The organism is Sphingomonas sp., from assembly GCF_036387595.1.
GTDB lineage: Bacteria > Pseudomonadota > Alphaproteobacteria > Sphingomonadales > Sphingomonadaceae > Sphingomonas.
The window spans coordinates 95,949-108,156 of sequence record NZ_DASVTL010000078.1; the positions used below are offsets into that span (position 1 = coordinate 95,949).

The 12,208-nt window shown below is 65.4% G+C and carries 13 protein-coding genes; 8 read left to right on the plus strand and 5 right to left on the minus strand.

The window, feature by feature from the left end:
- Positions 1–3: 3 nt before the first annotated feature.
- Both VF643_RS08275 and VF643_RS08280 read right to left on the minus strand, forming a co-directional pair.
- Positions 4–735: a hypothetical protein gene (locus VF643_RS08275; protein WP_331042910.1), complete on the minus strand. Its 732-nt coding sequence runs from the start codon at positions 733–735 to the stop codon at positions 4–6.
- A 1-nt stretch (position 736) separates the two neighbouring features.
- Complete coding sequence (locus VF643_RS08280) at positions 737–1,978, minus strand: toxic anion resistance protein (protein ID WP_331042911.1); 1,242 nt, start codon at positions 1,976–1,978, stop codon at positions 737–739.
- Between the two features lie 138 nt (positions 1,979–2,116).
- Between VF643_RS08280 and VF643_RS08285 the strand changes: the two genes are divergently transcribed.
- The 6 genes from VF643_RS08285 to VF643_RS08310 all read left to right on the plus strand — a co-directional run bounded on the left by VF643_RS08285 (position 2,117) and on the right by VF643_RS08310 (position 6,204).
- Complete coding sequence (locus VF643_RS08285; protein ID WP_331042912.1) at positions 2,117–2,425, plus strand: hypothetical protein; 309 nt, start codon at positions 2,117–2,119, stop codon at positions 2,423–2,425.
- Complete coding sequence (locus tag VF643_RS08290; protein WP_331042913.1) at positions 2,422–2,715, plus strand: type II toxin-antitoxin system RelE/ParE family toxin; 294 nt, start codon at positions 2,422–2,424, stop codon at positions 2,713–2,715. The genes VF643_RS08285 and VF643_RS08290 overlap by 4 nt, the downstream gene beginning before the upstream one ends.
- Positions 2,716–2,808: 93 nt before the next feature.
- Entirely contained in the window at positions 2,809–4,653 is a 1,845-nt protein-coding gene (typA, locus tag VF643_RS08295; RefSeq protein ID WP_331042914.1) for a translational GTPase TypA, read from the plus strand.
- Positions 4,654–5,006: 353 nt separating this feature from the next.
- Positions 5,007–5,378 (plus strand): hypothetical protein, encoded by a 372-nt coding sequence (locus VF643_RS08300; RefSeq protein ID WP_331042915.1) that lies wholly within the window; start codon positions 5,007–5,009, stop codon positions 5,376–5,378.
- Between the two features lie 77 nt (positions 5,379–5,455).
- Entirely contained in the window at positions 5,456–5,761 is a 306-nt protein-coding gene (locus VF643_RS08305; RefSeq protein ID WP_331042916.1) for a DUF3297 family protein, read from the plus strand.
- Positions 5,762–5,865: 104 nt separating this feature from the next.
- The gene (locus VF643_RS08310) at positions 5,866–6,204 is read left to right on the plus strand and encodes a PilZ domain-containing protein (protein WP_331042917.1); all 339 of its coding nucleotides are present in this window, start codon (positions 5,866–5,868) and stop codon (positions 6,202–6,204) included.
- A 6-nt stretch (positions 6,205–6,210) separates the two neighbouring features.
- Here the strand turns inward: VF643_RS08310 and VF643_RS08315 are convergent, their stop codons facing one another.
- Both VF643_RS08315 and VF643_RS08320 read right to left on the minus strand, forming a co-directional pair.
- Positions 6,211–8,058, minus strand: coding sequence for an ABC-F family ATP-binding cassette domain-containing protein (locus tag VF643_RS08315; RefSeq protein WP_331042918.1), 1,848 nt, complete (start codon positions 8,056–8,058; stop codon positions 6,211–6,213).
- A gap of 58 nt (positions 8,059–8,116) precedes the next feature.
- Positions 8,117–8,326 (minus strand): helix-turn-helix domain-containing protein, encoded by a 210-nt coding sequence (locus VF643_RS08320; RefSeq protein ID WP_349256120.1) that lies wholly within the window; start codon positions 8,324–8,326, stop codon positions 8,117–8,119.
- 140 nt (positions 8,327–8,466) lie between these two features.
- On the opposite strand from VF643_RS08320, the gene VF643_RS08325 reads away from it, so the two are divergent.
- Entirely contained in the window at positions 8,467–9,375 is a 909-nt protein-coding gene (locus VF643_RS08325; protein ID WP_331042920.1) for an outer membrane protein, read from the plus strand.
- Between the two features lie 162 nt (positions 9,376–9,537).
- Positions 9,538–11,859, plus strand: coding sequence for a TonB-dependent receptor (locus tag VF643_RS08330; RefSeq protein ID WP_414713823.1), 2,322 nt, complete (start codon positions 9,538–9,540; stop codon positions 11,857–11,859).
- Between the two features lie 48 nt (positions 11,860–11,907).
- Here VF643_RS08330 and VF643_RS08335 read toward each other — a convergent pair whose 3' ends face one another.
- Complete coding sequence (locus tag VF643_RS08335; protein ID WP_331042921.1) at positions 11,908–12,183, minus strand: hypothetical protein; 276 nt, start codon at positions 12,181–12,183, stop codon at positions 11,908–11,910.
- Between the last annotated feature and the right edge of the window lie 25 nt (positions 12,184–12,208).

A 12,208-nucleotide genomic window follows, 5' to 3' on the forward strand; every position in this document is an offset into this window, starting at 1 on the left:
GGCCTACCGCTCCGACCCGTCGTCCTTGTACTTCATCTCCAGAAAGCGGCCGCGGGTCGCCAGTGCGTCGAGGTCGGTCTGCGCCAGGCGCTGCGTCATCTCGGCGATCTCCTGCTCGATCAGCTTCAGGCCATCGACCAGTTCGGCGTCGGGAGTCTTGCCGTTGCGCGGGGTGGCGCGCAGCGTCGGGGGCACGCGGGCGTAATCGGTGACAAAGGCGGGAAGCTGCTCGCCGATCAGGCGACGGACCTCATAAGCCGCCTCGTCACCTTCGCCCAGGCCGGCGAGTTGCGGCGACAGCGCCTCCAACTGCAGGCCGATGCGATCGACCAGAGTACGCGCCGGCGCGGGCAGAGCCGGCCGTTGCGCCTCCAGCCAGCGTTCGGTGCGCGCAGGCAGCACCTTTATATCGGCCTCGCGCAATTTGGCCTCGGTCGGCGGCTTGGCCACCGGCGCCAGCGCGATGGCCAGCGTCACCGCCACCATCATCAGCAACACCGCCAGCGCACCGAAGATGCCGAGCGGGAACAGCGTCGCGCCGACGATCGCCGCGACGAGGAGCAGGACGGCATTGGCTGCAGCGATCAGCGCCACGCGGCGGCCGAGCGTCGTCGCGCCCCGCTTCATCCGCCGCGAATGGCCGCGAATGGCACCGCGCGCGGTGTCGCGCCCATCGGTGGCGATCCGTGCCCAGGAGGCCCTCGCCTGCGCGATCACGTCATCGACTTCGCTCACGTCACATGGCTTCCAGCTTGAACTGCGCCGATGGCCCGGTCAGCGCGCCCGACCCCTGTGACTGGCCCTGCGACTGCCCTTCGGCGCGTGCGATATAGCCGCGCGACTTCTCGACCTCGTTCGACAGCGTCCCCACCGTCGTCTTCATCGAATCAAGCGCCTTCATCTTGAACGTGTCGATCGCGTCCATCGTGTCATAGACGTTCTGGAAAGCACGCTGAAGCACCTCGATCGGGATCGTCGCGGACGCCGCCTGCTCATGGATGCGCGCGCTATTGTCCTTCAGCAGCTTGCCGGTCGAATCGATGATGTTGGCGGTCGTCGTGTTCAGCTGGGTAATCTGTTCGAGCACCAGTTTCTGATTGGTCAGCGCCTGAGCGACCGTCACCGCGGTGCGCAGTGCTGACACGGTCGTAGTGGAGGCGCGATCGACGCCCTTCACCAGTTCGACATTGTTCTTCTTGACCAGGTCGAGCGCCAGATAGCCCTGCACCGTCACCGCCATCTGGGTCAGCAGATCCTGAGTACGCTGGCGGGTGTAGAACAGCGCGGTCTCGCGAATCGCCTTCGCCTTGGCAGGGTCGGTGTGGTCGAGGTCGGCGGCGGTATCCTCCAGCTTGGCGTCCATGATCTTGGACAGGTGGATCATCTGCTCCAGCCGCCCCATCGCCGCCCAGAGGTTCGCGCGCTCGGTGTCGATCGCGGCATTGTCCATCAGCAACTCGTCCTTGCCGCCCGCCAGGCTCTTCAGGATCGCGCTGATGTGGGTCTGCGAGGATTTGTAGCCGTCGAAATAATCGCGCATCTTGGAGCCGAACGGGATCATGCCGAACAGCTTCTTGGGCGCCGACAGATTGCCGCGCTTGCCCGGATCGAGATCCTCGATGATGCGGCGCAGCTGCGCCAGATCGGCACCGACGCCGCTGTCCTTGTCCATCGCCTTGACCGGGCGATCGAGAAAGCGGTTGGACTGGCCCGCCGCCTCGCGGATTTCCTTGGCGCCCATCGCGGTGATCGCATCGACGCGCTTGCCGAATTCGGGGCTGTTGACGTCCTGCGCGACCAGATCGGCGACGAAGCCCTCGACGCGTTCCTCCAGCTTCGACCGGGTGCCGGCATCGACCGGCACCAGCCCCGACGCCTTCTCCGCAGCGACGACGGGCACCGGATCGGGCGGGGTGAGCACCAGTGCGGGTTCGCCGGAGAGCGCCTGGGGGGTGATCGTCTCGGTGGTCGTCGCCATGTGATCTTACCCTGTCGTGTTCGGCCCCAAGATGACGGGCGGGGCGGCATCGTTCAAGTGTGTTGCTTCTATAGCACGGCTATCGCACTGACAACCGCGACCCTCCATGCTATGTGCGCAACGCATGGAGGTGCCGCGATGGACGACATGGTGAAGGTCATCTGGACCGATGGCGAAGCTGCCGTCCCCCTGCCCGCCGAATTCCGCTTCGACACCGACCATCTGCGGATCAGCCGCGAGGGCGACCGGGTGGTGCTTGAAGCGGCCGAGGCGCGCGAAGACGGCGATATCGACGATGATGCGATCGACGAGGAGACCGGACTGACGGTCGGCCGGTTGCGCGCGTTGATCCAGGAGGGACTGGACAGCGGCGACGCCGGATCGCTCGACATGGAGGAAATCAAGCGGGAAGGACGCTTCCGCATGCAGGCGAATCGCAAAGGTTGAGCGTCGTCCGGAAGTCCCGGCTTGCCAAGCGCGACCTGATCGAGATCTGGTGTTATATCTCGGTCGAAAGCGAGCATTTTGCCGATGCGATCCTCGACAAGATCGAGGCTAAGCTCAAGGCGCTTGCCGATAACCCGAAGATGGGTACAGGCCGGCCCGAATATGGCCCCCACATCCGCAGTTTCGTCGTAGGGCACCACATCATTTTCTACCGACCGATCGCGCTCGGTATCGAGGTCGTTCGCGTCGTTCATGGCAAACGCGACGTCCGCCGCATGTTCCGCCGCTAAGCCGCCCCCACTTCCTGCCCCCACTTCCCGCGGCGCAGCATTTGCGCTAAGGGCGCGCGCAATCCTTGTTCCCGCATTATCGAAAGAATTCCCATGAGCCTCCGCAATGTGGCCATCATCGCGCACGTCGATCACGGCAAGACGACACTGGTCGACCAGCTGTTCCGCCAGTCGGGCACGTTCCGCGACAACCAGCGCATCGAAGAGCGCGCGATGGATTCCAACGATCTGGAGAAAGAGCGCGGGATCACCATCCTCGCCAAGCCGACCTCGGTCGACTGGACGCCGCCGGGTGCAACCGAGTCGATCCGTATCAACATCGTCGACACGCCCGGCCACGCCGACTTCGGCGGTGAGGTGGAGCGCATCCTGTCGATGGTCGACGGCGTCGTCCTGCTGGTCGATTCGTCCGAGGGCGCGATGCCGCAGACCAAGTTCGTGACCGGCAAGGCGCTGGCGCTGGGCCTGCGTCCGATCGTCGTCGTCAACAAGGTCGACCGCAACGATGCGCGCATCCAGGAGGTGCTGGACGAGGTGTTCGACCTGTTCGTCAGCCTCGATGCGAACGACGACCAGCTCGATTTCCCCGTCCTCTACGCCTCGGGCCGCAACGGCTATGCCTCCACCGACATGGACGCGCGCGAGGGCACGCTGATCCCGATGTTCGAGACGATCGTCAGCCACGTTCCGGCCCCCGCCGTCGAGGTGGAGGACGTACCCTTCACCTTCCTGGTGACGTTGCTGGACCGCGACAATTTCCTCGGCCGCGTGCTGACCGGTCGTGTCAATTCGGGGACGATCAAGCTCAACCAGCCGATCCACGCGCTCGACAACGACGGCAAGATCGTCGAGACGGGCCGCGCGTCGAAGATCCTGTCCTATCACGGGCTGGAGCGCGTTCCGGTCGAGGAGGCCAAGGCGGGCGACATCATCAGCCTCGCCGGCCTTTCGGTCGCGACCGTGTCGAACACGATCGCGGACCCCAGCGTCAGCGAGCCCCTTCATGCGCAGCCGATCGATCCGCCGACGCTGTCGATGCGATTTGCGGTGAACGATTCGCCGATGGCGGGTCGCGAGGGCACCAAGGTGACGTCGCGGATGATCCGCGATCGCCTGTTCCGTGAGGCCGAGTCGAACGTTGCGGTCAAGGTGACCGAAGCCGCCGACCGCGACAGCTACGAAGTTGCCGGCCGCGGCGAGCTTCAGCTCGGCGTGCTGATCGAGACCATGCGTCGCGAGGGCTTCGAACTCGGCATCAGCCGTCCGCGGGTGCTGTTCGGTGAGGACGAGAACGGCAACAAGACCGAGCCGTATGAAACCGTCATCATCGACGTCGATGATGAATATTCGGGCACGGTCGTCGAGAAGATGAACGTCCGCAAGGCCGAGATGATCGACATGCGCCCGTCGGGCGGCGGCAAGACCCGCATCACCTTCTCCGCGCCGAGCCGCGGGATGATCGGCTATCACGGCGAGTTCCTGTCCGACACGCGCGGCACCGGCATCATGAACCGGCTGTTCGAGAAATATGGCCCGCACAAGGGCAAGATCGAGGGGCGCAAGAACGGCGTCCTGATCTCGAACGGGTCGGGCGAGGCGAACAGCTATGCGCTGGGTCCGCTCGAGGAGCGCGGCATCCTGTTCGTCGGCCACGGCGAGGCGCTGTACGAGGGGATGATCGTGGGCGAGAACGCCAAGCCTGACGACCTCGAGGTCAACCCGATGAAGACCAAGGCGCTGACGAACTTCCGCGCGAGCGGCGGCAAGGACGACCAGGTGCGTCTGACCCCGCCCAAGCGCGCGACGCTGGAACAGGCCATCGCCTATATCGACGATGACGAGATGGTCGAGGTGACGCCCAAGTCGATCCGCCTGCGCAAGCGGTTCCTCGACGCCAACGAGCGCAAGAAGGCGAGCCGGGCCAAGATCGCGGCGTAACTCTCTCCGAAACGGACCCGTCTCGCGCCAGCGAACGGGTTCGTCTCGCCAGACCGGCCTCTTCATGGGGAGGCCGGGATGCCGTTGCTGATCGAATGGCTTGCAAGGACCAAGCAGCACCAAAGATCGGTGCATTGCCAGGCACGATTCCTTGCGCGCTGTTCGTTGCTCTGGAAGCCGAGCCACGCTGGACCAAGCCGTTCGGCGAGCCTGAAGCAGCCGTTGCGTCGATGAACCTGCGCTAACTATCTCATTCCGCGACCATTCAGCCCGAATCGCCTAGAACCGAAACACGGTCGAGGCGTCGTGCGTTATCGCCATGCGGACCGGGCGTATGTTCAGGAGGGTTCGAGATGAACGGTTTGATGAAGAAGGCGGCGCTGGGACTGACCCTGACCGCAACTGCGCTCACCGCGGCGGCACCGGCCGATGCACAGCGCTGGCGTGGAAACCGCGGAAACCGCGGCGGAGATGTCGCCGCGGGTGCGTTGCTCGGCGGGATCGTCGGTCTGGGGCTGGGTGCTGCCATCGCGTCGAACGATCGCGGGCGCTACTACGATCGTGGTGACTATTACGACCGCGGCTATTATTACAATGCGCCACCGCAGGTGATCTACCGTGAGCGTTTTCGCGGACCGCGGCGCTTCTATCGCGGCTATTACGACGGCTATGCGCCGCGCGGCTATTATCGCGCGCCGCGTTACCGTGGCTATTACGGCTATTGAGGTCGGGCGGCGTGGCCTTTCGGGGCCGCGCCGTTTTGCTATGGCGCAGGCGCCGACGTTCGGGCTAGGGCGCGGGGATGAGCGACACTCCTTCCCCTGATGCACCTCCGGCCGATACGCCGCCCGATCGTTTGTCGATCAGCCCGGACAGCCCTTACTTCGACCAGGCACTGCTGGCGCGCGGCATCGGCATCCGATTCAAGGGCGCCGAACGCCATGACGTTGAGGAATATTCGATTTCCGAAGGCTGGATCCGTGTCGCGCTCGGCAAGAAGGTCGATCGCCACGGCCGCCCGCTGACGCTCAAGCTGAGCGGCACCGTCGAGGCATGGTACGAACGCCCCGATCCAAGCGATACGGGTGCTGGCGACGACGCCGACTGAATTGACCCGCGCCGGCCGCGTCGCAGCATCCGCTTGTTGACCAATGCGCGGTTAACCAGCGACGACAGGTGGGCGTTCAAACGTCGGCGGGCAATGTCCGTGTCATGGCAACTCCCCCAAACTTTCCGCAATGGCTGGCACGCGAAGAGCGCAAGGCCGATCGTAATGGCCTACAGCTGAGCGGTATCGCGATCAGTTCGAAAGCGATCCGGCAACCGGTCGAGGTGATCGACCTGTCACCGCTCGGCTGCCGGCTGCGCGTGCTCGAGCCGATGCAGGTGGGAAGCTACATTACGCTGGAGAGCGGCCGTCCGTCGGGAGTGCCGACGCCCCCGATGGAAGGTTGGGTCGCCTGGTCCCGCCCGTTCGAATGCGGGATCGACTTCGCTCAGCCCATGCCCGCACCCATCGTCGCACAGATCGCGGCGCGCGCCGCCGCCTGAGGCTACCTAAGCCGCTTCGAGTGCCTCGCTGGCTTCGAGCCACTTGGCTTCGGTCGCATCCAGCTTCGTCTGGAGATCGGCGCGTCTTTTTGACAGATCGGTCATCGACAGCGACGCGAAGCGCGGTTCGGAACCGGCGGGGTCGAACATCGCCCGGTCCACGGCGTTACGCTCCTTGGTCAGGCATGCTGTCTCCTCCTCCAGTTCGCGGACGGTTCTCCGCAGCGCCAGGTCGCGATCGCGGGCCTGCGCGTCGGCCTTCTTGTCCTTTTTCGTCTTGGCCGCCGGCTTCGCATCGCCCTTGAGGACGAAGTCGATGTAATCGTCCAGCGTCCCGTCGAATTCGCGCGCCGTGCCGTTATCGACCAGCACGAGCCGGTCCGCCGTCAGTTCGAGCATGTGGCGATCGTGGCTGACCAGCACGACCGCCCCCGAATAATCGTTGAGCGCCTGGACCAGCGCCTCGCGCGCATCGACGTCGAGGTGGTTGGTCGGCTCGTCGAGGATAAGCAGGTGCGGCGCGTCGCGGGTGATGAGCGCCAGCGCCAGGCGCGCACGTTCCCCGCCCGACAGCCTGCCGACCTTGGTCGTCGCCTTGTCGCCCGAAAACCCGAACCGCCCGAGCTGACCGCGCACCGCCGCAGGTGCGGAACCGCGCATGATCCGGGTCATATGTTCGAGCGGCGTGTCGTCGGTATCCAGTTCCTCGACCTGATATTGGGTGAAATAGCCGACCTTCATCTTGCCGGTCGCGTTCATCTCCCCGTCCATCGGCGCCAGCTGCGCGGCGAGCAGGCGGGCGAGCGTCGTCTTGCCGTTGCCATTGCGCCCGAGCAAGGCGATGCGATCGTCGGGATCGAGGCGCAGGTTCAGGCGCTTGAGGATCGGCACGTCCGCATAACCGACGCTGGCCATGTCCAGCGTGATGAGCGGCGGGCGCAGTTCCTCGGGGTTGGGGAAGCCGAACGACAGCGTCGGATCGTTCGCCATCTCGGCGATCGGCTGCATCTTCGCCAGCATCTTCTGGCGGCTCTGCGCCTGTTTGGCGGTGGAGGCGCGGGCGGAATTGCGCGCGACGTAATCCTGCAACTTGGCGCGCTGCGCGTCCTGGCTGGCCTTGGCGGCGGCGAGTTGCGCCATCCGCTCGGCGCGCTGGCGCTCGAACGCGTCATAGCCGCCGGGATAGAGGGTGATCTTGCCGTTCTGCAGATGCAGGATGTGATCGACGACGTTGTTGAGGAAATCGCGCTCGTGGCTGACCACGACGATCGTCGCCTTATAGCCTTTCAGGAAATCCTCCAGCCACATCACCGCTTCGAGATCGAGGTGGTTCGACGGTTCGTCGAGCAGCAGCAGGTCGGGCTGCGAGAAGAGCAAGGCGGCGAGCGCGACGCGCATCTTCCAACCGCCGGAAAAACTGTCGAGCGGCTGGCCCTGCATCGCCTCGTCGAAGCCCAGGCCCAGCAGGATCTGCGCGGCGCGCGCGGGCGCGGTATAGGCGTCGATCGCGATCAGCCGCTCGTATATGTCGCCGAGCTTGTGGGCGTCCTCCTCCGTCTCCGAGGCGTGCATCAGCTCGGCGCGCTCGGTGTCGGCGGCCAGCACGGTGTCGAAGGGGGTGGCGACGCCGTGGGGGGCTTCCTGCGCGATATAGCCGATGCGGGCGCCCCGCGGCATGTCGGCGCTGCCGCCGTCTGGCTCCAGCAGCCCGGCGATCACGCGCACCATCGTGGATTTACCCGCGCCGTTGCGGCCGATCAGGCCGACGCGGCTGCCCGGCGGCAACGTGGCCGTCGCGCCGTCGAGGATCGTGCGCCCGCCAAGGCGCACGGTGATGCCGTTCAGATTGAGCATGGACCAGCCGTTAGCAGATGCAGCATGGATTTGCGATAGGGGGCTGCCGGCGTTGCGGCTACCGTTCGCCTTCGATCCAGAGGATGTCGCCGGGCGTACAGTCCAGGATGGCACAGATGCTGGCCGGCGTTTCGAAACGCACGCCCTTTACCCGGCCCTGCTTGAGCAGCGAAAGGTTCGCCTCGGTGATGCCGATCCGTTTGGCCAAATCCTTGACGCCCGAGACTGCGAGCAGCGTCAGGCTGCCCGAACCGATGCGGATCGGCAGTTCGGCACCGCCGGGGCTGTCGTGGGTCAGCCACAACCCCAGCGCCGGGACCGCCAGGGCCGCGACGCCTACCGACACCATCGCCGCCCCGTATCGCCCGCGCCGAAAATACGTCGCCGGTCGCAAATCGCCGTCTCGAGGTGAAGCGCGCAGCGCCGACGCTGAGCGAGCGGATCGACCGTGCGGGCGGCGTCGGCTACCGGGCCTTTGCCGGGTACGACAAGACGATCGGACTGGTCGGAGTCGAGGCCGGTATCGGCAACGGTGGCAAGGACGCCAGGCATGCCGTCACCCGCGGAACGTATCGCCTTGATCCCGGCTGGGCATGGGATGCCTCGGCGCGCTTCGGACTCCTGCCAGCCGCCAATCTGCTGCTCTACGGTCGCGCCGGCTATGGCTGGACGCGCGCGAACGAGCAGGTCGCCTTTGGCGCGGCTGGACGAACCCCGTTCCGGCGGAAGACGACCGAGGGCGGGTTCATGTATGGCTTTGGTGCCGAGATCGCGGTGGCCAAGTCCTTCGCCATCCGAACCGAGTTCGACCAGACCGGCAAGAGCTTCAAGGCCGCGCGCCTGCAACTCGGCGGTGTCGTCCACTTCTGCGCGTCGCCGGGCCTCGCCGAATGGCTTGGGCGGGGTCCGGCCCCATTTTTTCGGAGAATTGCGATACGCACTATGCGCGGCGCAGCCTTGCTGCCGATCATGGTCCTGGCGCTCGCCGGTTGCGCCACGGAGATCATGCGGGGGTATATCGGTGCTCTACCCGAGGCGGTGATGGCTCGCTACGGCCCGCCGGATCGGGTTTACGACCTGCCCGATGGGCGGCGCGCCTATCAGTGGATGGACGGGACGCGTTCCACCAGCCTGGGCAGCGGGGAAACGCGCACGCGCCTCGTCCGTCGCGGCAGGCAGCCGCCCGAGCGGGTGACCACTACCCGGACCAACCCGGCCATAGTGGGGGAGCGTCGCTGCTACTATACGATGTATGCGCATCGCCAGGGCGGCGGCTGGGTATTCGAAGATTTCGAACGGCCGAAACGGGGATGTTGATCGCATCGTTTTGCTTCGGCCGTGCCCGCGCGTGCCTCCGCGTGCCTTCCATCAGTAACAATCCGACGTTAGAGGCGCGGCAGTGATCCTGCCGAATCCGACTGCGCCAATCAGGCTGCGGCGGATGGGAGCGGCGGGGATGATCCACATAGGGGAATTTTCGTGACCAAGACCGCCGCCTTCCGGGCGCTGCTCCTGCTGACCGGCGCCTGCGCCGCAGCGCCTGCCTTCGCTCAGGACGTGCCTGCGCCTCAGACCGCGACCGACGCGGGCGACACGCTGGGCGACATCGTCGTCACTGCCGAGCGCCGCTCGGAGAATACGCTGCGCGTGCCGGTGTCGGTCGGCGTCGTTTCGGGCGAAGCGCTGCGCGATTTCACCGCAGGCGGCGACGATACGTTGCTGTCGCTGTCGGGGCGGGTGCCGGGGCTGTACGTCGAATCGACCACGGGCCGCATCTTTCCGCGCTTCTACATCCGCGGCCTGGGCAATATCGACTTCTATCTGGGCGCGTCGCAGCCTGTGTCGATCGTCCAGGACGACGTTGTGCTGGAGCATGTCGTGCTGAAGTCGAACCCGGTGTTCGACGTCGCGCAGGTCGAGGTGCTACGCGGGCCGCAGGGGTCGCTGTTCGGGCGTAACACGACCGCGGGCATCATCAAGTTCGATACCATCCGCCCCAGCCAGACGTTCCAGAGCCGCGCCAGTGCTTCGGTCGGCAGCCTGTATTCGACCAATTTCGACGCCGGCGTCGGCGGGCCGCTGATCGACGGCGTGCTGGCGTTCCGGCTGTCGGCGTTGCTCCAGCATCGGCAGGACTGGGTCGACAATGGCTATAATGGCCCGACCGCGGACGGCACGTCGACTCCGCGCAAGAACGCGATGGGCGGGTTCGACGATCGCAACGTGCGGCTGCAACTGCTGCTGACGCCGGGTGATCGCTTCTCGCTGAACCTGTCCGGCCACGCGCGCGATTACGACGGCACCTCGACGCTGTTCCACCGCGCGGCGTTGCGTAAAGGATCGAACGACGTGTCGGGCACACGCCGTGACCGGGTCGATTTCGACGAGGCGGCGGACAATCCCCAATCCTACACGACCTATGGCGGATCGGCCCGCGCGGCCTATGATTTCGGGGGCGCGACGCTGACCTCGATCACCGCTTATGAGACGACATCCGGCTTCAGCCGCGGCGATACCGATGGCGGCGCGGCGGCGAATTTCCCGGTGAACGGCGTGGCCAACGGCTTCGGCCAGAGCCAGGGCAACATCCGCGACCTCGATCAGTGGACGCAGGAAGTGCGCCTCGCCAGCCCGGGCGGCGACCGCTTCAACTGGCAGATCGGCGGCATGTATTTCGACAACCGCGACATCACCGAATTCTACCAGCGCACGTTCTTCCTGACGACGGCGGCACGCAACCCGAACAATTTCGTGCGGCTGCGCGACGTCAACACCTCCTGGTCGGGGTTCGGGCAGGCGAGTTATGCGGTGACGCCCAAGCTGAACCTCACGCTGGGCGGACGGATCACCGAGGACAAGAAGCGCACATTGCTGCTCAAACCCGTCCAGAACGTGGCCGGCGTCAGCCTGTACCCCGCGTCGGCGCGGCGCGACGTGACGTTGAAGGATACCCAGCCGAGCTTCGACGCCGCGATCCTCTATCAGGCGTCGCCCGACTTCAGCCTGTACTCGCGCGTCGCACGCGGTTTCCGCGGGCCGACGATCCAGGGGCGCTCGGCGGTCTTCAATTCGGACTTCACGACCGCCAATTCCGAGACGATCCTGTCGTGGGAAACCGGGTTCAAGAGCAATCTTCTCGGCAACACGCTGCGGCTGAACGGCACGGTGTTCGGCTACCGGGTCAAGGACATCCAGCTCAACGGCAACGATTCCAACGGCAATGGCGTGCTGTTCAATGCGGGCAAGGCCGAGGCGTACGGGTTCGAAGGCGATGCGACGTGGCGGCCGGTGCCGAATCTGACGCTGGGTGCGGGCCTCAGCCTTCTGCACAGCGCGATTCGCGACAAGCGGGTCTTTGCGCAGGTCTGTACGCTGAATGGCGTGACGGTCTGCACCGTGCAGAACCCGACGGTGACGCGGCCGGTGTTCGGCACGCCGACCCAATTCGCGCAGATCGACGGCGAACCGCTGCCGAACGCGCCCGAATACAACGTCGATCTGACCGCGCGCTACGAACAGCCACTGTCCAGCGGCGGCCGCGCGTTCATCGCCGGCGACTTCAACATCCAGGGCTACACCCAGTTCGTCCTCTACAGGACGAAGGAATTCAACGCGAACGGCAATTTCGAAGCCGGGTTGAAGGTCGGTTATGCGGCGCCCGACGATGCGTATGAAGTCTCCGTCTTCGCGCGCAACATCACGGGTGAGAAGAACCTGAAGGGCGTGATCGAGAATTACATGGCCGCGGTGTTCAACGAGCCGCGGATCATCGGCGTCCAACTCAGCGGCCGGTTTCGCTGAGCCTTCATTCGGTCGCCCTGTCCCTATGGGGAAGGGCGACCGACCGGTTTACTCCATGTCGCTCTCGCTGATGACGATCAGTTCCTGATCGGGATCGCGCGCGAGCGCGGCGGCGGCGTAGGTCGCTATGTCGTCGCCGTGGCGCACCACCAGCAGGGCGGCTTCGTCATCCTCCGGCACGTCGCCCGACAGCGCTTCGAGCACGTCATATTGTACCGCGAAGCGATAGGTTTCGCCGCTCGCTTCGCCGTCGAATTCGACCACGCGCGCGTCGTAATCGTTCAGCAGGGTCGTCTCGTCGATCGTCACCCGGTCTTCGGCCATGAATTGCTCCTATGTGTCTTCGCTG